This window comes from Antrihabitans auranticaus, from assembly GCF_016481275.1.
Lineage (GTDB): Bacteria > Actinomycetota > Actinomycetes > Mycobacteriales > Mycobacteriaceae > Antrihabitans.
In genome coordinates this window covers 1-23,785 of record NZ_JAEMNW010000010.1, presented here as the reverse complement: position 1 = coordinate 23,785, position 23,785 = coordinate 1, and the positions used below count along the sequence as shown (strand labels likewise).

The following is a 23,785-nucleotide window of genomic DNA, read 5'->3' as shown; positions in this document are numbered from 1 at the left end:
TAGCCGCTAGCGGACGAACGCCGCTCGGCCCACGACGTCAGCGTTCACGATGTGCTCGATGAACAGCCGTGCAGTCGGCGGTGGCGATTTTGCGGTGACTACGTGCCACGGCCGATCGAGGGGAGTGCCGTCTACGTCCAACACCTCGAGCAGGCCGTTCGCGAGGTCCGGCTCGACGGCGTCGTTGTGGGTGAGCGTGACACCGAGCCCCTCGCGCGCGGCGGCGACGACGGCGCCGTGCGCGCCCAAGGTGAGCGTCGGCGGGCTGATCTGGAGTTGGTCCAGCAGGCTCAGTGTGGTGTCGCGAGTTCCTGATCCCGGGCCGCGAAGCAACCATGTCGCTGCGAGGGGGTCCCTGGCGTGTCCCGGTGAGCCGACGACGACGAGGCTGCTCGGGCGCGTGGCCGCGACGACGAGTCCCGCACCGCGTGGTGGTCGGCCGGCGACGACCAAGTCGGTCTCATGATGGCGGAGTTCGACGAACAGTTCGTCGCGCGGATGGATCGAGAGGCTGAGGTCGACGTCGGGATAGCGGTCGCGGAACGAAGCGAGCAAGGCAAGCACGACGCTTTCGCCCGCTGTGGCGACGACGCCGATGCGGAGTCGGCCCTGTTCGGCGTTCTGCACGGCTGCGTGCGCTTCGTTCATGAGACCGAGAATTGTGCGGCAGTAGTCGGCGTAGATGATTCCCGCCTCGGTCAGTTGGATGCCGCGCCCGGACTTCGCGATGAGTTTGGCGCTGAGCTGTTTCTCGATGTGGGTCACTGCGGCGGATACCGCGGCCTCCGTGATGTGCAGCGTGGCGGCCGCTCGACGAATACTGCCTTGCCCGGCGACGGCGAGAAAGGTTTCCATCCGGGTCGAGCTGACGGCTGCCATGCGGAAGACAATAGCAACCTTAACCGTGACTTTAAGCAAAGTACTGATTGGTCAAAGTAATCGGCAGGTGTGGAGTTCTCCACCCTGTAGCCGCTATCAACGATCTCGCGATCGACCGAAGCTAAGGGAGACAAGTCGCCCAAGCAGACAAAGGATCGCCATGCACCGAATTACTCGAGTCGCACTCTCGGCCCTCGGTGCGGGAGCAGCAGCCGCGGCAATCGTTGGAGCAGCTCCCGCTGGTGCCGAACCCAACGCCGGCTCTGATCCGGCATGGGTCGTGACGACGTATCTCGACTACCGGCTGAATCAGTCCCCGCTCGTACCCGACTATCCGTACGTGTGCGCGGCCGGCAGCGAGTGGAGTCCCGCGGGGATGACGGTTCCTGGTGGGCCGCCGCTCGCGCTGCAACCCGACGCGGTCCTCGACATCAGGACGTACGACCCGAGCTCGGTCCAGGTCTTCGAATCCCGCGACCGTCGCTATCACGTGGTCACGGTCGACGTTGCCGGTTACGAGCGGGCGGAGACCCGCTACTTCCTACTCGGTCCCTCTGCGGAGGGCTTCTGCATCGGCGAGATCAACTGAGGGAACTGGAATGACGAATGCGCTCGCAGCTCCTGGTTGGTATGCCAACGGCGGATTGTTGCGCTGGTGGGACGGTACGAAATGGACCGAGCACACCGCGCAAGCGCCGCTTCGCGCGGCGGCATCGGGTCCCGCGGACCGAGCTATGTTCACCGAGCAGGTGCTGGTCTTCAAGAACAAGCCGGTGCTGATTCCGATCAGCGAGTTCACGCTTTTCGACGGCGACGGACGACACCTCGGGAACGTCGTTCCTCGCGGGCAGAACGTTCTTCAGCGGGCGTGCGGTCAACGCCTGGATTTCCTCGATCCCGCCGGTCGCGGTGCTCTGCTGCTCACTCAGGTCAAGAACAGAAACGCCTACACCGTCGAACGGCCGAACATCGGCGAAGTCGGCACGGTCGAGGCTCCGAGGGTGATGGTGAGAGACCGATACAGCCTGACTGTCAACGGCGTGCAGATCGGTGAGGTCGCACGGCCGGGAGGGTGGTCGAAACGCTTCACCGTCCGCGACGAGTGTGGGGAACAGGGGGGGACAGTGACGTTCGGTGTCGAAAAGGCAAATGCGCTCATCATTTCCCACTACTACGCGACCGTTCGGTTCCACGCTCGACCGACCGAGAATCTCGCGACCATGGTTGCTGCGGCAGTCCCGATGGCGTTCAGATCGTTCCTGTCGCGTAGAAGCTGACCGCTCGACACTTAATCAAATAATTCAGTGTCAGAAGAAATATTCAAATTGTGCGTTGAGTCATCGACCGTAATGCTGTGTCCAGAGAGCCACGACGAGCCTGGAGGCATCGATGACCGAAGAAGCAGTGAAAGACCGCTGGGATCCGGGCGTTCAGTCCTATGCGTCGATGGGGTACTACGCGCCGGACTACGAGCCCAAGGACACCGACGTTCTCGCGGTCTTCCGCGTGACCCCGCAGGACGGCGTCGACCCGATCGAGGCAGCAGCGGCGGTCGCGGGCGAGTCTTCCACGGCCACATGGACTGTCGTATGGACGGACCGGCTGACCGCCAACTCGCACTACCAGGCGAAGGCCTACCGCGTCGATCCGGTCCCCGGTCGTGAGGGCGAGTACTTCGCCTACATCGCCTACGACATCGACCTGTTCGAAGAGGGTTCGATTGCGAACCTGACGTCGTCGATCATCGGCAACGTGTTCGGCTTCAAGCCGCTCAAGGCGCTTCGCCTCGAGGACATGCGGATCCCGGTCGCATATGTGAAGACGTTCCAGGGTCCCGCGCACGGAATCGTCATGGAGCGCGAGTATCTCAACAAGTACGGCCGCCCTTTGCTCGGCGCGACGATCAAGCCGAAGCTGGGGCTGTCCGCGCGCAACTACGGTCGCGTCGTGTACGAGGCATGCAAAGGCGGCCTCGACTTCACGAAGGACGACGAGAACATCAACAGCCAGCCGTTTATGCGGTGGCGTGACCGCTTCCTGTTCGGTATGGAAGGCGTCAACAAGGCAATGGCCGCGACCGGTGAGGTCAAGGGCCACTACATGAACGTCACGGCGGCAACGCTCGAAGACATGTACGAGCGTGCCGAATTTGCGAAGGAACTCGGCAGCGTCGTCGTCATGATCGACCTCACGGTCGGTTACACCGCCATGCAGTCGATGGCGAAGTGGGCGCGTCGCAACGGCGTACTGCTGCACCTGCACCGAGCCGGGCATTCGACGTTCACCCGGCAGAAGACGCACGGCGTCAGCTTCCGCGTGCTCGCCAAGTGGTGCCGCCTGATCGGTGTCGACCACGTGCACGCCGGGACTGTCGTCGGCAAGCTCGAAGGTGACCCCGCTACAACCGCCGGCTACTACGACACCCTGCGGGACGACTTCATCCCGACCAACATGGGCAACGGCATCTTCTTCGACCAGCACTGGGCGAGCATGCCCGGTGTCATGCCGGTCGCATCGGGCGGTATCCATGCAGGTCAGATGCATCAGCTCGTCGAACTCTTCGGTGACGACGTGATCCTGCAGTTCGGTGGCGGAACGATCGGGCACCCTCTGGGTATCGCCGCGGGTGCCGAGTCCAACCGGGTGGCCCTGGAAGCCGTGATCAAGGCGCGCAACGAAGGCAAGGACCTGCTGCGCGAGGGGCCGGACGTGTTGCGTAAAGCTGCCGAAACCTGCCGACCGCTCGAGGTCGCGTTGGCGACCTGGGGCGACGTCACCTTCGACTACACGTCCACCGACGCACCCGACGCTGTCCCGACCCCAAGCCGCTGACCTCCCCGTGTGCGGTTGGGGAGTCCATAGACCCGCCAACCGCGCACGGGCTCCAAAGGAGCCAACTCATGACTCTCCGCCACGGAGCCTTCTCCTACCTGCCCGACCTGACCGACGACGAGATCGCGGCCCAGGTTCGATACGCCCTGCTCAACAACTGGCCGGTGTCGATCGAGTACACCGACGATCCGCATCCCCGCAACATCTACTGGGAAATGTGGGGCCTTCCGCTCTTCGACCTGGACGAGCCGGACGGTGTGCTTGCCGAGATAAATGCCTGCCGTGCAACGTTTCCCAACCACTACGTACGCGTCCTGGCGTACGACGCAAGGCTCGGTCGGCAAACGACGGCGCTCAGCTTCCTGGTTCAGCGACCGGCGACTGAGCCCGGCTTCCTCCTCACTCGCACCGAAGGCAGCGACCGTCGGCAGACCTACGGTGTGCAGTCCTACGCGACGACATCGCCCGAAGGTAGCCGCTACGGCGCCGATCCGCGATGACGGGCGCAGCGCCCGGGTTCACGCTGCATCGCCCCGGCGCCGCCGCGAAGGCGGCACGGGAGGCTGTGGTCGAGGAGGTCCCGCCGGTAATTCTCGATGACGACGCCGAACTCGACCTATCGGCCGACTCGGCCCGAATCCACGTCGAGGAGACGCTGCACAAGCTGGACTCCGAGCTGGTGGGACTAGCCAACGTGAAGCGGCGCGTCCGGGAGATCGCAGCGTTGCTGCTGATCGATCGGGCGCGCGGCCAGTTCGGGCTCGCCTCGTCGCGCCCGACGATGCATATGAGCTTCACCGGGGGACCGGGCACCGGAAAGACGACGGTCGCCCTGCGCATGGCCGAGATGCTGCATGCGCTGGGCTACATCCGGAAACCGAAGGTGCACACGGTCACTCGCGACGATCTGGTCGGTCAGTTCATCGGGCACACGGCACCGAAAACGAAGGAAGCGCTCGCGAAAGCCGCGGGCGGAGTGCTGTTCATCGACGAGGCCTACTACCTCTTCCGGCCGGAGAACGAGCGCGACTACGGCCAAGAAGTCATCGAGATCCTGCTGACGGAAATGGAAAGCGAACGCTCCAGCCTCGTCGTGATCTTTGCGGGGTATCACGACCGGATGGAGACGTTCTTCTCGGCGAATCCGGGGTTGTCGTCGCGCGTCGCGCACCACATCGCGTTCGAGGACTACACGCGCGACGAACTCGTCGAGATCTCGGAGATCATGGTGTCGAACGAGAACTTCCGGTTCGACCACGCGGCACGGGGAGCGTTCTCCGAGTACCTCGATGTCCGCATGCAACAGCCACGCTTCTCGAATGCGCGAAGCGTGCGCAATGCGGTGGAACGGTGCCGGTTGCGGCAGGCGAAGCGGCTCGTCGAGCTGAGCCGTCCGCTGACCAAGGACGATCTGATGACACTGACAGCAGCGGACGTGTACGGGAGCAGTGTGTTCGAAAGCAAAGTGTCGAGCGAGCGGTTGGATCGCGAGGCGCAGATGTGAAAGTGTGTACCACTTACCGGTCCGATGTGACGGCGGACACAAACAATGTCGTCACCAACAACGTCACAGCCGCACCCCTGCAGTGACCGCCATGTCCGCGTGACGAGAACGAGACGCCATGCCTACACGTTTGAAGACACTGACGCGCTACACCATCGAGGAGGAGCATCGCCATCCCGGATCGACAGGTGATTTCTCGGCATTGGTGAACGTTCTCGCGACGGCAGCCAAGATCATCTCCAATCACGTCACGCGCGGCACGATCATCGGCATCTCGGAGAACGGCGAGGGCAGGAACACCCGCCGCACGGTCCAGCACAAACTCGACGCGATCAGTAACGACGTAGTGCTGCAGGAAACGCAGTGGGCGGGCCACCTCGCGGCGATGCTGTCGCAGCAGATGGAGACCTTCTACCCGATTCCGCGTGAGTATCGGCGCGGAAAGTACCTGCTCGCATTCGACGCGCTGGATGGTTCGAGCAACATCGACGTGAACCTGCCGATGGGCACGGTGTTCAGCGTCCTGCACGCGCCCGACGCCGGACCGGAGCCGTGTGCGGACGACTTCCTGCAGGCCGGCGTCGAGCAGGTCTGTTCGGGTTTCACCATGTACGGACCGTCGACGATGCTTGTCCTGACGACTGGAAACGGGGTCGACGGGTTCACTCTCGACCGCGAAATCGGTGCCTTCGTTCTCACCCACCCCCAGATGCGGATTCCGGAGAGCACGTCGGGATTCGCTATCAACGCAGCGAACGAGCGGTTCTGGGAACAACCGGTTCGGCGGTATGTCCAGGACTGCCTGGACGGCGCCGCCGGCCCGCGCGGCAAGGACTACAACATGCGCTGGGTTGCCTCACTGGTCGCCGAGGCGTTCCACATCCTGACTCGAGGCGGCGTCTATCTCTATCCGCGCGACACGAAGGATCCTGCGACCGCCGGGCGGGTCGCATTGCTCTACGGCGCGAACCCGATCGCTTACATCATCGAGCAGGCGGGCGGCGCTGCCAGTACAGGCCGGGAGCGAATCATGGAGATCGCGCCCGAGTCTCTGCACCAGCGTGTCCCGCTGATCTTCGGGTCGAAGAACGAAGTGATGCGCATCGAGAACTACCACCTCGACCCGGCCGCAGAAACGATCGGTTTCAACACGTCCCTGTTTTCCACGCGGTCCCTGTTTCGCTAGTCGGGCGAAGCAGCAGCCCGCCGTCCATTCCAGTCCGAGGAGGAGCCATCTCCGTCAAGCATCCGGTTGTTGCGATAACTGGTTCGTCCGGCGCCGGTACGACTTCGGTGACGAAGACGTTCCAGCACATCTTTCGGCGTGAGGGAATCACGCCCGCGATCGTCGAGGGCGACTCGTTTCACCGATTCGACCGGGAGCAGATGAAGCTCGCGATGGCCGCCGAGCCCGACGACGGCAGCGAGAACACGCTGTCGCATTTCGGGGAGGAGGCGAACCTGCTGAAGGAGCTCGAGTCGCTGTTCCGCGACTACGGCAAGGCGGGGACAGGTCAGGTTCGCAAGTACCTCCACGACGACGACGAAGCGAAGCCGTACGGGCAGAGGCCGGGGACCTTCACACCCTGGGAGGACCTCGCTCCCGGCACGGACCTCCTCTACTACGAGGGCTTGCACGGTGCCGCGGTCACGCAGAACGTGAACATTGCCGCGCACGCCGACCTCATCGTCGGGGTCGTTCCGATCGTCAACCTCGAATGGATCCAGAAGGTTCATCGCGACAAGACGACACGCGGCTACTCCGACGAGGCGATCATCGACACGATCCTGCGACGGATGCCGGATTACGTCACCTACATCTGTCCGCAGTTCTCCCGCACGTACATCAATTTTCAGCGCGTCCCCACTGTGGATACGTCGAATCCTTTTGCCGCGCGGACGATTCCGACGGCCGATGAGAGCTTCGTCATCATCAAGTTCTCCGACCCCAAAGGGATCGATTTTCCGTACCTGCTGTCGATGCTGCACGACTCGTTCATGTCGCGAGCGAACAGCATCGTGGTTCCCGGCGGCAAGATGGAACTTGCCATGCAGCTGATTTTCACCCCGTTGATCCTGCGTCTCATGGACAAGCGGCCGCGCCGCACCAGGTAACTCACGGCTGTAGTACTACGCTGCGTAGATGGACATCGTCTACGACGTTTTCGTCATTGCACATCTCCTCGGTATGGCGGCAATAGTCGGCGGTTACGCGTCGGTCTACTTCGGTGGCGGCGAACCGCGGGTGTCCGAGGTTATGGTCTGGGGTGCCCGCGCCCAGATCGTGACCGGTCTGATCTTGGTCGGCCTCGCCGAGTCGGTGGATTCGCTCGGCAAGGATCCGGACCACGCCAAGATCGCTGTCAAACTCGTTGTGGGACTCGCTGTTGCGGCGACGGCCGAGATCGGCCGCGGCAAGGCGAAGCGTGGCGAACTGGTGCCCGCGCTCACGCACGCGGCGGGTGGACTGGCGATCCTGAACGTGCTGGTTGCAGCGGGCTGGAACTGATCGGAATTACCGCTGCCGCGCACGCCGTTCGGTGCCTATGATCGTGCGCGACCAGTCGACACCGTTGCTCGTGACGCGTCGACAAAGGCCTGCGCAACGCGGACCGGGCCATGATCGCGAAGAAGCACACCTGACCGCAGACGGTCAGCTGGTGTATTCGTGGACGAACTCGCCGTCGACGTAGACCCGGTACTTCAGCTTCGCAAACACAGAGTTGGTTACCAACCACCAACCGCCGCGGTCCCTGTCGATCTGCACGACATGGCGACCGGCCTCGAACGAGTACGAGCCCAGCCGGGACCATTGGTTGCAGTACTCGAATACGCGAGGGACTCCGTCGACGAGAATCGACACGAATTCGAGCGCGAGATTGTGCGAGAAGTCGATGCGATGGGCGCGGCCGTGACCGACCTCGAAAGCGAAGTTCATTGTTCGGATCCCCGGTGACGTTGCCACGTTCGGTAGCGGTGGCGTTGTCCACCAATCATCCGAGACCCGCCCGCACCCAAACAGGCCCCATAGGTGTGGGTCGTTCACACCTGCGCGAATCGCTGAATCAGCGAATGTTCGATTTTCGCAAGGACATATCGCTGATCGCCGTGCGTAGGCCGCGCCGCGTTCCCTGGCCAGAAGGGGCCGAACGCGGCGGATCGGGCCGGTCGGTGCGGAACTTCAGTTCGGAGGCCGTTTCGGGAGCATCGTCCGAGGTCGCGGTCAAGAAACTATCGGGGAGCGCGAGCTTGAAAATGGTTCGCAAGGTGAGCATGTACTGGTGCGGAAGCGAACCGGTCGTGTACGGCAGGTCGTACTTGTCGCACAGTGCGCGTACGCGAACAGCTATCTGCGCGTACCGATTGCTCGGCAAATCCGGAAAGAGATGATGCTCGATCTGGTAGCACAGGTTTCCGCTCATGAAGGCGAGCAGTCGGCCGGCGTCGAAGTTCGCGGTCCCGAGCATTTGTCGCAAATACCATTCGTCGCGCGTTTCCTGTTCGAGCGCGGCCGTGGTGAATTTTTCGGCGCCGTCCGGGAAGTGTCCGCAGAATATGACGACGTACGCCCAGAGGTTTCGCAGTAGGTTCGCGGTCGCGTTTGCGCCGAGTGTCCGCCGCCACCGTCGGCCGCTCAGCGCCGGAAAGACGACGTAGTCCTTGCCGACCTGTCGACCGATCTTGCGGATGAAGCTTTTCGTCTGCCCAGACTTGTCCGCGCCGGAATCCCGTTTCTGCGCGGAGTACAAACCTTGCAGAGCGATGCCCCACTCGAAGGTGGCTGCCAGCAACAGGTTTCGCAGCGGTTGCGCGAGATGGCTGGGCTGCCACTGCTGGTCACGCGTCATCCGGATGACGCCGAAACCGATGTCTTCGTCCATGCCGAGAACGTTCGTGAACACATGGTGGCGATAGTTGTGGGAGTAGCGCCACTGCGACGACAGGCCCGCCATATCCCACTCCCATGTGTTGGAGTGGACTTCCGGATCGTTCATCCAATTCCACTGACCGTGGCAGATGTTGTGGCCGAGTTCCATGTTCTCGATGCTTTTGGCGGTCGCGAGTGCCGCAGTACCGAGTAACCATCCTGTCCTGTGCTTGGCGGTCAGAATCAGGGCACGTGACGCGCCGTCGAGAATCCGCTGCAGGGCGATGGTCCGATAGATGTAGTTTGCGTCGCGCTGGCCCAGCGACTCCTCGACGTCGCGCCGGATTGCGTCGAGCTCACCGCCCAGTGCCTCGATGTCCGCGCGAGTCAGGTGCGCATACTCTGCGACTTCGGTGATTGCCATCGCGTTCTCCGGTGGTTGTGCTGTCAGTCGTTGTGTTGGGTTCGATGTCGGCCATTGCCTTGGGGGAGCCGCGCGTATGCGACAAGGGACCGCGCGTCGATCGTGAGGCCGCCGTCTTCCGTCAAGGTCGCGGTGTAAGTCGTCACCCCGGACTCGTCAGGCAGTCCGTCGAACATGTCCTGGTCATGAACGGTCACGCAGGTGACGGCGCCGAAGTTGATCAGTAGATACCGGTTGTCTGTCGGGCTTGAATCGTCGCGCACAGTGACCGTGAAGATCTGTCCGCGCGAAATCCAGTCCTGCGTCGCTGCGGCGACCTCGGGCGGTTCGTTGCCGGGAAAGTGCAAGATGAACGGCAGACCGGGCGAGTTGAGATACGTTCCCATGTGTGTCTTCACATTCGATTGGATTGGTAGCGCATGGAATTCGGCTCAGGGGCTGGGTTGGGGCAATTCGCAATCCGTAACTTGTGGATTGGCGCCGATGTAGTTCAAAGGGCCGGCAATGACCGTCAACGCGATGGTTCCGAAATCGGCGCAGTTCTCCGAAGCGTTCGAAAAGTAGTCGCGTTGGCCGCAAGCGATCGCTCCGATGAGCAGCCAGACGAGTAGTAGGACCGTTGCAATTCGCATTTCACACACCCATGCATCCAGCGGCTGTCGGGATTTCTCTCGAGCAACCGTCATGTTCTTACCGACCGGCCGAGAAACCTCGGTCCGGTCACCGAGCCTGACGCACAGTGGTGGCCAGTCAGCCCGGCCGTGGCGAGGGTGACAACCTTTGGAACGCAACAGATTCGATGAAGCTAACTTCAATATACACTGTCTGTCAACGGTGTAGGTCTACACTGCAGATAGAGCAATAGTTCGACGGAGGGTGTGCTGAATGGTCGAACCGCCTGGAAAGAGTGGAATCGACGCGCCGAACGAGTCCGGCGGGGTCACTCGTGATGCGATTTTGGCGAAAGCGTTGGAACTCATCGACCGTGACGGAGTCGACGGCCTGTCGATGCGCCGCCTAGGGCAGGCGCTCGGCCGAGATCCGATGGTCCTCTACCGGCAGGTCCCGAGCAAGGCCGCGCTTCTGGACGGTGTTGCCGAGCTGGTTCTCGCGCAGTTGTCGGTCGACTCCACGGACCGGGACTGGTCAGGGCAGTTACGTATGGTCGCAAGGGATTTTCGCCGCCTTGCCCTTGTTCATCCCAACGTCGTTCCGCTGTTGGTCACTCGACCGTTGTCGACGCCGCTGGGGCTGCGCCCACTGGGAACACTCCGGCCGCTGGAAGCGGTGCTCATGCTGCTCACCCGGGCAGGTTTCACCGGGTCCGACGCCCTGCATGTCTATCGCGCGCTACTCGGATTCCTCTACGGCCACGTGCTCAACGAGCTGCAAGAGTTCGTCGAACGTCCAGAAGAAACCGACGACCTGCTGCGGCTCGGATTGCACCGACTGCCGATCAACGAGTTTCCGTTGGTGCGCAGCCTCGCGTCGGCGTTTGCGGCATACGACGGCGCTGCCGAATTGGAACGCGGTCTCGATATTTTGCTGACCGGGCTCACCGCAACATTGCCGCGACCCAGTGGGCCCGCATGACGAGTCGTGGCGAAACGAAGGCGACCGGGTCGAAACCCGGCCGCCTGCGTCGAACTTCGGTGGTGTCAGAGCCTGGATGTCGCCCGCAAAGGTGGTTTCCCGGTTGCGGGATCGACCGAATTACCGTATGCGTCGATCCAGTCGTTGACCGCGGTGCCCGAAACGGTTCCGTTCGAACCGGGCAAAATTACGCATGTCCGGGCGTCCGGCGCGTACGGGTCGACGAACGTGACCGCTTCCTGTTCGGGAGCGGTATCCGTGGCAGCCCGATGATTTTTGCGCATTATTTTGTACGTCCGTTCCATTTGTTCCCCAGGCTCGACCGTACGCCTATTCGCGGTAAGATCGTGCAGGGATTTCAAAGCCGTTCTGTACCAATGCAAAATGTCGGTCCCGGGCTCCGAATGCGCACGATTGGCTTGACCTCGAATTCGCTCGAGGTCGGACGATGGTCATGTAACCGGATCAAGATTCGTCCAACAAGAAATCGGAAGGCCGCCTGATGGCACCCCAACGGAAGATCCTCGTAATCGGCGCGACTGGACATGTCGGCAGAGAAGTCGTGAAGCAACTCGCGGAGGCAGGCGCAGATGTTCGTGCGCTCGTCCGCGCTGCGGGCTGGGCAAAGTTTCCGCGCGGCGTTGAAGTGGCTCGCGGCGACCTGTCCGATCCCACCACCCTGCAGGAGCCGTGCCGTGACGTCGACGCTGTGTTCTTGATGTGGCCGTTCCTCGGCGCCGGCACCGCGACCCGAGTGCTCGAAGTGATCCGGCAGAGCGCTAGTCGCGTTGTCTATCTCTCTGCGGCCGGCGTCGATCTCGAACGCGAAGAGCAGATCAGCCCGATCCACCGCATGCACGCAGCCGTCGAACGGGCAGTGCTCGCCACCGGATTGGACTGGGTCGTCCTCCGGCCGTACAGCTTTGCGAACAACAACCTCGCGTGGGCGGACCAGTTGCGCGAAGGACTCGTCCGCGCACCGGGTGCTGCCGAGGCCAGGACGCTGATCCACGAAACCGACATCGCCGCGGTCGCCGTTCGTGCACTGCTGGGCAACGACCTCGTCGGCAAGCGTCTGGAATTGAGTGGACCCGCCGCACTCACGACAGTCGAACAGGTGAACATCATCGGCGAAGCTCTCGGCAAAGAGGTTCGCTACGAAGAGATCTCACGCGAAGCAGCGCGGTCGGACGCTTTAGCGGCCGGGCACCCGGAGGAACTCGTCGAGGCGTTGTTCGACAGTTCGACGGTGTTCGTCCCACAGTTGGTCACGAACACCGTCGAGCAGGTCACTGGCAAAGCCCCGAGATCGGTCCATCAGTGGGCACTCGACCACGCCGAGGCCTTCCAGTAACTCCTCCGGGCGCCTACTTCCGCTTCGGTCCCGCGATGTCCTCGAACACCTTCGGATCGACGAGAGTCGAGGTGTCGCCGAGATCGCGGCCTTCGGCGATGTCACGCAGCAATCGACGCATGATCTTGCCACTGCGGGTCTTCGGGAGCTCGGGGACGACGTGGATCTCGCGTGGCTTTGCGATCGGGCTGATCTCGCGCGATACCTCGGCTTTGAGTTCGGCGACCAGTTCGTCGCCGGTTGTGGTTGCGCTGCCCTTCATGATGACGAAGGCGACGATCGCCTGACCGGTCGTGTCGTCGGTCGCGCCGACAACCGCTGCTTCGGCGACACCACTGTGGCCGACCAGTGCGGACTCGACTTCGGCGGTGGAGATCCGGTGTCCGGATATGTTCATGACGTCGTCGACACGGCCGAGAACCCACAGCGCGTTGTCCTCGTCGATCCGAGCACCATCGCCGGCGAAGTACCAGCCCTGCTCGGCGTAACGCTCCCAGTAGGTTTCGCGGTAGCGGTCCATGTCGCCCCAGATGCCGCGCAACATAGCAGGCCAGGGTTTGTCGAGCACGAGGTAGCCGTTGGCCTCCTTTTCACCCAGCACGACGTCTGTGCCGTTTTCGTCGACGACTTTGGCGCTGATGCCGGGTAGAGGTCCCATGGCTGCGCCGGGTTTGGTCGCGGTCACTCCGGGCAGCGGGGACATCATGATGGCGCCGGTTTCCGTTTGCCACCAGGTGTCGACGATCGGTGCCGTGTCGGCGCCGATGTATTTGCGGTACCAGCGCCAGGCTTCGGGGTTGATCGGTTCGCCGACCGAGCCGAGGAGGCGGATCGAGGACAGGTCGTGGGCGCCGGGGATGGTGTGTCCCCATTTCATGAAGGTGCGCACGAGGGTGGGGGCGGTGTAGTAGATGGAGACTTTGTATTTTTCGACGATGTTCCAGTGGCGGTGTTCGTCGGGGGAGTTGGGGGTGCCTTCGTAGACGACTTGGGTGGCGCGGTTGGCGAGGGGTCCGTAGACGATGTAGGAGTGGCCGGTGACCCAGCCGATGTCGGCGGTGCACCAGTAGACGTCTTTGCCGGGTTTGTGGTCGAAGACGTAGTGGTGGGTGTAGGCGGTTTGGGTGAGGTAGCCGCCGGTGGTGTGGATGATGCCTTTGGGTTTTCCGGTGGTGCCGGAGGTGTAGAGGATGAACAGTGGGTGCTCGGCATCAAAGGCAGTGCAGGCGTGTTCCGGCGAGGCCTTGGCGACGGTGTCGTGCCACCACAGGTCGCGACCTTCCGTCCAGTCGACGTCGATGTCGGTGCGTTTGACAACCAGCACGTTGCGAACGGATTCGGCTCCGTCCACGGCCGCGTCGACGGCGGTTTTCAAGGACACGGGCTTACCCCTGCGGAACTGGCCGTCGGTGGTGACGACCAATTTGGCCTGTGCGTCGTCGATCCGCGAACGTAGCGCCGACGAGGAGAACCCGGCGAAAACGACTGAGTGGGTGAGACCGAGGCGAGCACACGCGAGCATCGCGATGAGGGCTTCGGGGACCATCGGCATGTAGATGGCGACGCGGTCACCGGCTTCGAGACCGAGGTCGGTGAAGGTGTTCGCGGCCTGGGAGACCTCGGCGAGGAGATCGTTGTAGGTGAGGTCGCGGGAGTCGCCGGGCTCGCCTTCCCAGTGGATCGCGACCTGGTCGCCGTGGCCGTCGAGGACGTGGCGGTCGACGCAGTTGTAGGCGACGTTGAGTTTGCCGCCGACGAACCATTTCGCGACCGGAGCGTCGGACCAGTCGAGCACCTGGGTGAACGGTTCGTGCCAGTGCAGGCGGTTGGCCTGTTCGGCCCAGAATGCGTCGCGGTCGGCGTCGGCAGCGTCGAACAATTCCTTGCCCGCATTCGCCTGCGCCACGAACTCCGCGCTCGGTGAGTAGGTGGTGGGCTCTGTTGTGCTGGTGGTCATGCGATTCCTTCTGACTGATGAGGGTCGGGCCCGCCTCGCCGAGTGTGCACTTGCTGTCGCGAACATCGAGTAGTCGCGTCAACAACTGCACACTCGGCGGGGGTAAACTTCAGTGAACGACGGCCTTTTCGGCGCCGACGCCGGTAAGTGAACGAACTTCCATTTCTGCGTCTTTGGCGGTGTTGTCGGTCCGTCCGCCGGCGATCGTGCCGACGACGCCGAGCACGAAAGCCAATGGGATGGAGACAATTCCGGGGTTCGAGAGCGGGAACCAGGCAAAGTCGGAGCCGGGGATCATCGCAGTCTTGGAACCGGAGACCGCAGGGGAGAACACGATCAGCACGATCGTCGAGATCAAACCGCCGTACATGCTCCAGAGCGCGCCGGTCGTGTTGAAACGCTTCCAGAAGAGCGAGTACAGAATCGTCGGCAAGTTCGCCGCTGCCGCAACCGCGAAGGCAAGTGCGACAAGGAAGGCGATGTTCTGCCCGTTCGCGAGGATGCCTAGGCCGATTGCGAGCACACCGATGACGACTGCGGTGATCCGGGAAACGCGCACCTGCTCGTTCTCGTCGACGTCACCCTTCTTGATGACGCTCGCGTAGATGTCGTGAGCGAAGGACGCCGACGCTGTAATCGTCAGTCCCGCAACGACTGCCAGGATGGTCGCGAACGCGACCGCCGAGATGATTCCGAGCAGGACCACACCGCCGAGCTCGAATGCGAGTAGTGGCGCGGCCGAGTTCTGACCGCCTGCAGCGGCGAGGATCTTGTCCGGTCCGACGATTGCCGCGGCGCCGTAGCCGAGCACCAACGTGAACAGGTAGAAGGCGCCGATCAGCGCGATTGCCCACACCACCGACCGACGAGCTTCCTTTGCGGTCGGCACGGTGTAGAAGCGCATCAGAACATGTGGCAGACCTGCCGTGCCCAGCACGAGAGCGAGTCCGAGGGAAAGGAAGTTGAGCTTCGACGTGTTGCTTCCGCCGTACTGCGCACCCGGTTCGAGCACGTCACGCGCTGCTGCCGCCTCGTTGGCCGAGCCTGAAACCGTCTCCTGCGCGGAGCCGAGAATTTCGGAAAGATTGAAGCCGTACTTGGCAAGGACGAGCACAGTCATGAAAGCTGCACCCGCGATGAGCAGGACCGCTTTGATGATCTGCACCCAGGTCGTGCCCTTCATGCCGCCGACCAGGACGTACACGATCATCAGCACGCCGACGACGGCGATGACGACGGACTGACCCGCCCGGCTCGAAATGTTGAGCAGCAGAGCCACAAGTCCGCCCGCACCCGCCATTTGTGCAAGTAGGTAGAACAACGAAACGATGAGCGTCGACAACGCGGCCGCAGTACGGACCGGTCCCTGCTTCAGCCGGAAACTGAGGACGTCGGCCATCGTGAACTTGCCTGTGTTCCTGAGCAATTCGGCCACAAGAAGCAGCGCGACCAACCAGGCGACGAGGAACCCGATCGAGTACAGGAAGCCGTCGTACCCGTAGACCGCAATCGCACCGGCAATGCCGAGGAAGCTCGCGGCGGAAAGATAATCGCCAGCGATGGCGACGCCGTTCTGTGGTCCGGAGAACGAGCGACCGCCGGTGAAGAAGTCTGCGGCGCTCTTGTTGTTGCGGCTGGCGCGGATGACCACGACCATCGTCACGGCAACGAACAGCGCGAAAATGCCGATGTTGGCAGCGGGGTTTCCGACTGCTGCATCGGCGGCGAGGGTCGTCATGAGCGGGGTCCTTCGAGTTCGTTGCGGATCGCTTCGGCGCGCGGATCGAGTTCACGGTTTGCGAACCGCACATAGATGCCGGTAATCGCGAAAGTTGTGACGAACTGCCCCAGCCCGAGCAGAAGTCCGAGATTGATGTTGCCGAAAACCCTCGTGGACATGAACTCGTGCGCGTAGGTGCTGAGCAGGACGAACAGGATGTACCACGAGAGGAAGAAGGCAGTCATCGGAAAAACGAAGCGCCGCAGCCGGCTCCGCAACTCCTGGAACTCCGGGCTGGCCTGCATGTCGACGAAGTCTTGCGCAGTAGGCGTTCGCGCTGGTGGCGACGCCTCGGTATCGATAGAGGTCACGGGTTCTCCTGCGGGAGGAATGGGCGGTTTCCTTGACCGTATTGAGATGCCTGTCACAGGGACAGTGTGTGGCGCCGATCACGCGGTGAGCTGCACGGCCTTTGCGACGAGCGGTCGATTCTGTGCGACGAACGGCACGCCTCGAGCTACGCGGAACGCAGTCCCTGCTCGCGGTCGGAGCCCATGCCGAGCCGTTCGGGAACGTGCAACCGAGTAAAGATTCGGCTGACGTCGGCAGGCGACTGGCCGCGAGTGACCTTGCTGATCAGCACCATCGATGCGAACGCGACCGGCACGCTCAGCGCTGCCGGATAATCGAGCACAGCTGCAGGCCACCCTCGCCACACGTCCTCGCTAACTCCGCCGAGCAACGAAGCCACAGTAGCGCCGGCGGCGACGAAGCCACCCGCCACGAGTCCGGTCGCGGCGCCAGCCGCGGTCAGCCCGCGCCACCAAATTCCGAGGACCAAGAGTGGGCACAGTGTCGACGCGGCGACACCGAACACCAGCCCAACCGCGCGCGACACGTCGAACGAGGAGACGGCGAGCGAGAGCACGAGGGGTACCGCGCCCGCGAGCACCGCGGCTGCCCGGAAGTCTCGAATTCGGCCCCTGAGGACGTCGGTGCTGAGGACTCCGGCGATGCTGACGAGCAGACCCGACGACGTCGACAAGAACGCCGCGAGTGCGCCTGCCGCGACGAGAGCAGCGAGCAACTGACCCGGGAGGCCGGACAGCACCGAACCGGGGAGCAGAAGTACCGCGGCGTCGGAGGTCCCCGTGATGAGCAGTTGCGGCACGTACAGGCGAGCGAATACGCCCAGCAACGTCGGGAACAGATAGAACACGCCGAGCAACCCGATCACCGCCAATGCCGTTGCCCGCGCGGCTTTTCCATCTGGGTTTGTATAGAAGCGGACCAGGACGTGCGGTAGGCCCATGGTGCCGAGGAACGTCGCGAGGATCAGCGAATAGACCTGATACGTCGGGTGCGGACCGCCGAAACCGTTGCCGGGCCCAAGCCAATCAGAGCCTGCCGCGGGAGCGCCGGAAACAACCGGAACCGACGACCCCGCCGCAAGCCGCAACTCCGTGCCGCGGGAGAGTTCGTGCTCACCGGGCAGCAGAAGGACCTGACCGTCGGCGGCCCGTCCGTCGACCGTTCCGGTGATCCACATCAACTCCCGGTCGGCAATCTGGACGACGACGTCCGTCGTGATATCGACCGTGGTTTGCTCGGTGACGACGGGCGGCGCCGGGGTGCCGAGCGAGCGGTCCTCGCCGAAGAAGTGGAACAGGAGTACCAGTGCAGGGATGGCTACGGCGGTGAGCTTCAGCCAGTACTGGAACGCCTGGACAAAGGTGATGGACCGCATTCCGCCGCCGACGACGTTTGCGATCACAATCGCACCGACGACGACCGCGCCGACCCAGTAGGGAGCGCCGAGAAGAATATTCAGGGTCAGGCCCGCGCCCTGAAACTGTGGGATGAGATAGAGCCCGCAGACGAGCACGACGACGACCGTTGCCAGCGTACGCAATCGGCGTGAGCCGAGGCGGAACTCAGCGAAGTCGGGAACGGTGTACGCACCGGACCGGCGCAACGGTGCGGCGACGAACAGCAGCAGCCCCAGGTAGCCCGCGGTGAAGCCGACCGGGTACCACAGTGCGTCGGCCCCGTACTTGGCGATGAGCCCGGCGACACCAAGAAACGATGCGGCGGACAGGTATTCACCCGAGATGGCAGCGGCGTTCCAACGCGGGCCGACGCTCCGCGACGCAACGAGGAAGTCCGACGTCGTGCGAGCCAAACGGACGCCATAGATTCCGATGACGACCGTCGCCAACGCCGCACAGGTCAACGCGATGACAGTCAGCGCTGAGATCGGCTGCCCGTCCACGTCAGTCGTCGACCAGGTCGCTGAAATCCTGCTCGTTGCGTTCGGCAAGCCGCACGTATAGCTTCCCGACGCCGAAGAGCAAGGGGTAGGCGGCAATACCGAGCAGCAACCACGGCAGTCTGATACCCAGCAACGCGGTTGTCCCGAAGCTGGGGAACGCGATGCCCAGCAACGGGATTGCGCACAGGGCAACGACCGTCACCAGAGCGAGGCGGACTGCCAGACCGAGTTGGGCACGCACGAGGCCGCGGACAAGAGCGTCGCCGATCGCAGTGTGTTCCTGCACCTCGACCCGAGTTCGGACCGCCCGCGCACCCCGGCGCTGTGACAGAACGACACGCTGGCGTGCCGGCCGCTCACCGGGGGTTGTCATCGCGCGGGCCTGCTCTGGAGCGGGCCGCGGATCAGGCGGTCCTTGAGCTCCCGGGTATGGCGGCGGCTGACCGGCAGTTCGATGGCAGGGGACTTTCCGTTTGCGCGCACCGAGACGACCAGTCCGGTCCCGACGGTCCGAATGCCGCTGACGGCGGCTACCGCGACCAGATACGAACGGTGAACCCGGAGAAACCCCGCGTCCGACCATCGTGACTCCAAGGTGGACAGCGGGATTCGGACGAGGTGTGATCCGGTGTCAGTGTGCAGACGGGCGTAGTCGCCCTCTGCCTCGACCCAACTCACGCTTGCTCGCGACACCAGCCGGGTCACTCCGCCGAGCTCGACGGGGATGACGTCATCCGGTTCGGCGGGTGGCGGCTCCGGCTGGGTTCGCGCGGCAAGGATCCGGCGCACCGATTCGGCGAGTCTGTCTTCACGCAGCGGCTTCAATAGGTAGTCGACGGCACCCAGATCGAACGCCGCGACGGCACGGTCGTCGCGAGCCGTCACGAAGACCACGGCGGGCGGACTCGCGAAGTCCGACAAGATGCCCGCCAATTCAAGCCCGTCCAGGCCGGGCATGTTGATGTCGAGGAAGACGGCGTCCACACTCTGTGCGCGGAGCAGCCGGAGAGCCGTTGTCGCGTCGCTCGCAGTGTGGATCTCACCGACGCCCGACTGAGCGCGCAGCAGAAACGCCAGCTCGTCGAGAGCGGGCTTTTCGTCGTCCACCGCGAGCACGTTCAGTGTGCGCCGCGGTAGCGCTGGGGAGGGCTGGGTCACAACAGATCCATCGTAGGGCGCGCTCCTCACGGTTGAATGCCTGCTCGAAACTTGGGTACTCGCATGCTGACCTTGGTTCCCGCACCCGGCGCGGTTTCGACCACCAGGCCGTAGTCGTTGCCGAAGGCCGCCCGCAATCGGTCGTCGACGTTGGCGAGCCCGACGTGGGCCGATTCGCCGGACGATGGCTTGCCTGTGCCGGTTTCGACTGAGTCGAGCGCACCCGAGCGCAGCAACTCGGGGTCCATGCCCAAGCCGTCGTCCTCGACGCTGATCACGCAGTCTGTGCCTTCGTCGACGGCGACGACACTGACCGTTCCGAGGTCCGGTTTCCCGGCGAGCCCGTGCCGAACGGCGTTCTCGACGAGCGGTTGCAGTGCCAGAAACGGAAGGACGACATTGAGAACCTCGGGTGCGACCTGAATCTTGACCTCCAGCGCCGCGCCGAAGCGGGCACGCTCGAGCGTGAGGTAGCGATCCACGTTGCGAAGTTCGTCGGCCAGCACGGTGAATTCGCCGGCAGTCCGAAAGGAGTACCTGGTGAAGTCGGCAAACTCGAGAATCAGTTCGCGCGCAAGGTCCGGATCGGTTCGGACGAACGATGCAATCGTGTTGAGGGCGTTGTAGATGAAGTGCGGACTGATCTGCGCTCGCAGCGCACGGACCTCAGCTCGGTCGAGACGTGCACGGGACGCATCGAGTTCCGCCAGCTCGAGCTGCCCGCAGGCATAACGCGCGACTTCGCTCAGGGCGGTCAGCATTCCCGGCCCGGGCTCTGCCACCGCGACGACGCCGAGCACACCGACCACACCGGCGTCCTCGATCAGCAGTGGCTGCGCGATCAGTGCCCGGACGTCGGGGCTCGGATTGGAGACGAGCACGCGGCGGCTGTCGTCGATTGCCTTCTGCGCGAGGTCAGCGAAGCGGTCGGCGAGGTCGGTGTGCGGACCGTCCCAGGCGAGCACTCGCCCGTTCTCGTCGGCGATCGCCAATGCGTCAGCACTGGTCAATACCCGAAGATGTGGCGCAGCCTCGGCAGCCGATTCCGCGGTGAGGCCCTGGCGCAGCGGGTGTGCGGCGAGAGAGGCGGTGTGCAATGTTGCGTGAATCGCGCGTTCCGCAGGCGTTGTGAAGACCCGTCGCGTGCGCAACCACGCTATGACCGCAGCCGCAATCGCCAGTACTACGACGGCGACGACAATTGCGGCTGTGATGGCGGATCCTTTCGCTCGGTGCGCACGTACTGATTGTCGGGCGTCGTGCGCCGACTTAGGCCGAGAACCGGGACAACGGTGCGCGATTGCAAGAGAGTAGTCGGTATGGTTTCGGATCCGCCGTGGTCGATCGTCAAAGTGCGCGGTGCCAGAGAGCACAATCTGAAGGACATCTCCGTCGATATCCCGCTGCATCGGCTGATTGCCGTCACGGGTGTTTCTGGTTCGGGCAAGTCGAGTTTGGCGATGGGCGTGTTGTACGGGGAGGGCAGCCGGCGCTATCTCGAGGGTCTGTCGGCGTACACGCGGCGACGTCTGGATCAGTCGGAGCGACCGGCCGTCGACGCCGTGGAGAATCTTCCGCCTGCTCTGGCACTCCGGCAGCGGCCGCCCGTGCCGGGTCCGCGGAGCACTGTCGGCACCGCATCCGAGCTGCTCAACGGCCTGCGACTGCTGTTCTCGCGCATCGGTGTCCGGCACTGCGTCAACGGTCACGGCGTCGAGCCGGCGTACTTCGACCTGCCCGACGTCCCGAAGCCATGCCCGGTCTGTGCTGAGCCAGTGGCGAATCCGTCGGCAATCGACTTTTCCTTCAACAGCCCGCAGGGTGCGTGCCCGGCATGCGGCGGTCTCGGGGTGCGCGATGAAGTGGACCCGAGTTCGGTGGTACCCGATGAGGCGTTGTCGATCGACGACGGTGCGGTCGTGACGTGGCGCATCGCGGGCCGGCCGTTTCTCGCATCGGCGGCCAAGGAACTCGGTGTTCGGACAGACGTTCCGTTTCGCGACCTCTCGGATAATGAGCGTCGGATAGTCCTGTCGGGTCCGTCGACTCATGTTCCGATCACCGTAGTTTCGAAGGCGGGCAACCCTTTTGCGATGAACGCCGCGTACGACAACGCCGTCGTCGCATTGGAATTACTGGCCGCGAAGACGACGAGCGAGGCGACCCGCACCCGAATCTCGCGGTTCATGCATCGGTCGACGTGCACGGTATGTCACGGCTCGAAGTTGAATCCGACTGCACTGGCGGTGACGGTCTGCGGTAGAAACATCGCTGAAGCAAGCGAATTCACCATCGCGAGCATCGAGGAGTTTCTCCGCGAGGTCGGCGGGCATTCGCAAGGAGCTGTTTCCGACATCGTTGCGACGTTGAGTGCGGACATCCTTCGGCTGCGAGCTCCTTTGGTGGAGTTGGGTGTCGGCTATCTGCCATTGAGTCGGTCGGCGGCGACGCTTTCGACTGGCGAGCGGCAACGGCTGCAGCTCGCCGCGGCGACTGTGAACGACTCCACTGGAGTCCTGTATGTGCTCGATGAGCCATCGTCGGGGATGCACGCCGAGAACGTCTCGGCGTTGGTGACGATGTTGCGGCGCATGGTTGCCCGTGGCCACAGCGTCATCGTCGTGGATCACAATCTGGACCTCGTTCGGCAGTGCGACGTCGTGATCGAACTCGGTCCAGGCGCGGGGGATTACGGCGGGTCGGTCATATCGGTCGGCAGCCCGGGCGAAGTTACCGGTTCGACGGCAGACTTCTTGTCGGGACGGCGAAAGGTCACCGGTATCGACGGTTACGCGCCGCGATCGGTTGGCCGGGTGGCAGTGCGTGATGTTCGCTTGCACAACGTATCCGGGGCGGATCTAGAACTATCGCTCGGTGCGATCACGTGCGTGACCGGCGTGTCGGGCGCGGGAAAAAGTGTTCTCTTGCTGCAGTCAGTAGTGCCTGCACTGGTGGCCCGCCTCGCTGGTGATTCGCCGCCTCGGCACGTTGGCTCGGTGGAGATCGAGGGCGAATTGCGGCGTGTGAAGGTGATCGATGCGACGCCGATTGGGCGCAATTCCCGATCGACGCCGGCGACCTACAACGGTGTGTTCGACAAGATTCGAGCGCTGTTCGCGCTGTCGAACAGTGCGAAGCGAAACGGTTGGGGCGCAACGCGATTCTCCTACAACACTCCCGAGGGCCGTTGCCCGGAATGTGACGGCCTCGGCGAACTCGTGATCGACCTGCAGTACTTGCCCGATCTGCGGACTGTGTGTCCGACATGTCGCGGAATGCGTTATAACGCAGAGACATTGACCGCAACCGTGCACGACCTGACGATTGCGGACGTCCTCGCCCTCAGCGTCGATCGTGCGGTCGAGGTGTTCGCGCAGGAGGAACTGATCCGCCGCGATCTGGAGAACCTGAAGCGGGTCGGCCTTGGCTACCTGCACCTTGGCGAGCCGGCTCCGCAGTTGTCGGGTGGCGAGGCCCAACGGCTTAGGTTAGCGACCGAACTGCCCGCAAAGGGCAGCGGCGCAACACTTTACGTGCTCGATGAACCGACCACAGGGTTGCATTTGTCCGACGTCGACGTGCTGCTGTCGGTTCTGCAGCAGTTGGTGCTGGACGGCGGTACCGTCGTCGCGATCACCCACGAGCAGCAATTGATAGCGGCGGCCGATCATGAGATCCGCCTGGGACCCGGCGGCGGGCCCGAGGGCGGTCGGGTCGTCTACACGAGGTGAGTGAGGCGCCGCGGTTCGCGGGCGGGGGTGGACATGCGGGGCGGGACCTGCCGACCCGCGGCGCCGAGCAGGCGGTTGTCGGGGCGTCGGGCGAGTGGCGTCGAATGGGTTTGGTGCGCAGGTGAACTCGACCCACCAACCCCCGCGGGCGACCAGGCGGTTGTCGGGGCGTCGGGCGAGTGGCGTCCCCGGTAGGAGCCTTCTCGGCGGGCGGGGGTGGACATGCGGAGTGGGACGCGCCAACCTCTGCGGGCGACCAGGCGGTTGTTGGGGCGTCGGCCGAGTGTCGTCCCCGGTAGGAGCCTTCTCGGCGGGCGGGGGTGGACATGCGGGGCGGGGCACGCCAACCTCTGCGGGCGACCAGGCGGTTGTCGGGGCGTCGGGCGAGTGGCGTCCCCGTTAGGAGCCTTCTCGGCGGGCGGGGGTGGACATGCGGGGCGAAGCACTGCAACCTCTGCGGGCGACCAGGCGGTTGTTGGGGCGTCGGAGATCG

General features: G+C 63.6%; 24 protein-coding genes. 11 read left to right on the top strand and 13 right to left on the bottom strand.

The window, feature by feature from the left end; translation table 11 throughout:
- Positions 1-6: 6 nt before the first annotated feature.
- Complete coding sequence (locus JGU72_RS27365) at positions 7-879, bottom strand: LysR family transcriptional regulator (protein WP_233533117.1); 873 nt, start codon at positions 877-879, stop codon at positions 7-9.
- Positions 880-1,039: 160 nt separating this feature from the next.
- Here JGU72_RS27365 and JGU72_RS27360 point away from each other — a divergent pair, with 160 nt between their 5' ends.
- The 8 genes from JGU72_RS27360 to JGU72_RS27325 all read left to right on the top strand — a co-directional run bounded on the left by JGU72_RS27360 (position 1,040) and on the right by JGU72_RS27325 (position 7,724).
- Complete coding sequence (locus tag JGU72_RS27360; RefSeq protein WP_199687452.1) at positions 1,040-1,468, top strand: hypothetical protein; 429 nt, start codon at positions 1,040-1,042, stop codon at positions 1,466-1,468.
- 10 nt (positions 1,469-1,478) lie between these two features.
- Complete coding sequence (locus tag JGU72_RS27355; protein WP_199687451.1) at positions 1,479-2,156, top strand: DUF2510 domain-containing protein; 678 nt, start codon at positions 1,479-1,481, stop codon at positions 2,154-2,156.
- A gap of 112 nt (positions 2,157-2,268) precedes the next feature.
- Positions 2,269-3,711: a form I ribulose bisphosphate carboxylase large subunit gene (locus tag JGU72_RS27350; protein ID WP_199687450.1), complete on the top strand. Its 1,443-nt coding sequence runs from the start codon at positions 2,269-2,271 to the stop codon at positions 3,709-3,711.
- 68 nt (positions 3,712-3,779) lie between these two features.
- The gene (locus JGU72_RS27345) at positions 3,780-4,211 is read left to right on the top strand and encodes a ribulose bisphosphate carboxylase small subunit (RefSeq protein ID WP_199687449.1); all 432 of its coding nucleotides are present in this window, start codon (positions 3,780-3,782) and stop codon (positions 4,209-4,211) included.
- The gene (locus JGU72_RS27340; protein ID WP_199687448.1) at positions 4,208-5,215 is read left to right on the top strand and encodes an AAA family ATPase; all 1,008 of its coding nucleotides are present in this window, start codon (positions 4,208-4,210) and stop codon (positions 5,213-5,215) included. The genes JGU72_RS27345 and JGU72_RS27340 overlap by 4 nt, the downstream gene beginning before the upstream one ends.
- Before the next feature lie 118 nt (positions 5,216-5,333).
- Positions 5,334-6,401 (top strand): class 1 fructose-bisphosphatase, encoded by a 1,068-nt coding sequence (locus tag JGU72_RS27335; protein ID WP_199687447.1) that lies wholly within the window; start codon positions 5,334-5,336, stop codon positions 6,399-6,401.
- A gap of 26 nt (positions 6,402-6,427) precedes the next feature.
- Positions 6,428-7,330, top strand: a complete 903-nt coding sequence (locus JGU72_RS27330; protein WP_374101166.1) for a phosphoribulokinase — start codon at positions 6,428-6,430, stop codon at positions 7,328-7,330.
- 28 nt (positions 7,331-7,358) lie between these two features.
- Positions 7,359-7,724 carry a hypothetical protein gene (locus JGU72_RS27325; protein ID WP_199687446.1) on the top strand — a complete coding sequence of 122 codons (366 nt, stop codon included), beginning with the start codon at positions 7,359-7,361 and terminating at the stop codon, positions 7,722-7,724.
- 144 nt (positions 7,725-7,868) lie between these two features.
- Here JGU72_RS27325 and JGU72_RS27320 read toward each other — a convergent pair whose 3' ends face one another.
- The 4 genes from JGU72_RS27320 to JGU72_RS30900 all read right to left on the bottom strand — a co-directional run bounded on the left by JGU72_RS27320 (position 7,869) and on the right by JGU72_RS30900 (position 10,139).
- On the bottom strand, positions 7,869-8,153 hold the full coding sequence (locus tag JGU72_RS27320; protein ID WP_199687445.1) for a hypothetical protein: 285 nt from the start codon (positions 8,151-8,153) through the stop codon (positions 7,869-7,871).
- Positions 8,154-8,280: 127 nt separating this feature from the next.
- On the bottom strand, positions 8,281-9,507 hold the full coding sequence (locus JGU72_RS27315) for a fatty acid desaturase family protein (protein ID WP_199687444.1): 1,227 nt from the start codon (positions 9,505-9,507) through the stop codon (positions 8,281-8,283).
- 23 nt (positions 9,508-9,530) lie between these two features.
- Entirely contained in the window at positions 9,531-9,893 is a 363-nt protein-coding gene (locus tag JGU72_RS27310; RefSeq protein WP_199687443.1) for a hypothetical protein, read from the bottom strand.
- A gap of 45 nt (positions 9,894-9,938) precedes the next feature.
- A complete protein-coding gene (locus JGU72_RS30900; protein ID WP_233533116.1) occupies positions 9,939-10,139 on the bottom strand; it encodes a hypothetical protein in 201 nt (66 codons plus the stop codon).
- Positions 10,140-10,392: 253 nt separating this feature from the next.
- Here JGU72_RS30900 and JGU72_RS27305 point away from each other — a divergent pair, with 253 nt between their 5' ends.
- The gene (locus JGU72_RS27305; protein WP_199687442.1) at positions 10,393-11,100 is read left to right on the top strand and encodes a TetR/AcrR family transcriptional regulator C-terminal domain-containing protein; all 708 of its coding nucleotides are present in this window, start codon (positions 10,393-10,395) and stop codon (positions 11,098-11,100) included.
- Between the two features lie 65 nt (positions 11,101-11,165).
- On the opposite strand, the gene JGU72_RS27300 is transcribed toward JGU72_RS27305, so the two are convergent.
- Positions 11,166-11,384 carry a hypothetical protein gene (locus JGU72_RS27300; RefSeq protein ID WP_199687441.1) on the bottom strand — a complete coding sequence of 73 codons (219 nt, stop codon included), beginning with the start codon at positions 11,382-11,384 and terminating at the stop codon, positions 11,166-11,168.
- A 218-nt stretch (positions 11,385-11,602) separates the two neighbouring features.
- On the opposite strand from JGU72_RS27300, the gene JGU72_RS27295 reads away from it, so the two are divergent.
- The gene (locus tag JGU72_RS27295) at positions 11,603-12,454 is read left to right on the top strand and encodes an SDR family oxidoreductase (RefSeq protein WP_199687440.1); all 852 of its coding nucleotides are present in this window, start codon (positions 11,603-11,605) and stop codon (positions 12,452-12,454) included.
- 13 nt (positions 12,455-12,467) lie between these two features.
- Here the strand turns inward: JGU72_RS27295 and acs are convergent, their stop codons facing one another.
- From acs to JGU72_RS27260, 7 genes are all read right to left on the bottom strand, one after another.
- Positions 12,468-14,411: an acetate--CoA ligase gene (gene acs, locus JGU72_RS27290; RefSeq protein WP_199687439.1), complete on the bottom strand. Its 1,944-nt coding sequence runs from the start codon at positions 14,409-14,411 to the stop codon at positions 12,468-12,470.
- 109 nt (positions 14,412-14,520) lie between these two features.
- Positions 14,521-16,149 carry a solute symporter family protein gene (locus tag JGU72_RS27285; RefSeq protein ID WP_199687438.1) on the bottom strand — a complete coding sequence of 543 codons (1,629 nt, stop codon included), beginning with the start codon at positions 16,147-16,149 and terminating at the stop codon, positions 14,521-14,523.
- The gene (locus tag JGU72_RS27280) at positions 16,146-16,436 is read right to left on the bottom strand and encodes a DUF485 domain-containing protein (protein WP_199687557.1); all 291 of its coding nucleotides are present in this window, start codon (positions 16,434-16,436) and stop codon (positions 16,146-16,148) included. The genes JGU72_RS27285 and JGU72_RS27280 overlap by 4 nt, the downstream gene beginning before the upstream one ends.
- A gap of 212 nt (positions 16,437-16,648) precedes the next feature.
- On the bottom strand, positions 16,649-18,403 hold the full coding sequence (locus JGU72_RS27275) for a sodium/solute symporter (RefSeq protein ID WP_199687437.1): 1,755 nt from the start codon (positions 18,401-18,403) through the stop codon (positions 16,649-16,651).
- A 1-nt stretch (position 18,404) separates the two neighbouring features.
- Positions 18,405-18,776: a hypothetical protein gene (locus JGU72_RS27270; RefSeq protein WP_199687436.1), complete on the bottom strand. Its 372-nt coding sequence runs from the start codon at positions 18,774-18,776 to the stop codon at positions 18,405-18,407.
- Positions 18,773-19,561, bottom strand: a complete 789-nt coding sequence (locus JGU72_RS27265; protein WP_199687435.1) for a LytR/AlgR family response regulator transcription factor — start codon at positions 19,559-19,561, stop codon at positions 18,773-18,775. Before JGU72_RS27265 ends, JGU72_RS27270 begins: the two co-directional genes overlap by 4 nt.
- Positions 19,562-19,587: 26 nt before the next feature.
- The gene (locus JGU72_RS27260) at positions 19,588-20,763 is read right to left on the bottom strand and encodes a histidine kinase (RefSeq protein WP_374101165.1); all 1,176 of its coding nucleotides are present in this window, start codon (positions 20,761-20,763) and stop codon (positions 19,588-19,590) included.
- 117 nt (positions 20,764-20,880) lie between these two features.
- On the opposite strand from JGU72_RS27260, the gene JGU72_RS27255 reads away from it, so the two are divergent.
- Positions 20,881-23,292, top strand: coding sequence for an excinuclease ABC subunit UvrA (locus tag JGU72_RS27255; protein WP_199687433.1), 2,412 nt, complete (start codon positions 20,881-20,883; stop codon positions 23,290-23,292).
- Positions 23,293-23,785 lie beyond the last annotated feature (493 nt).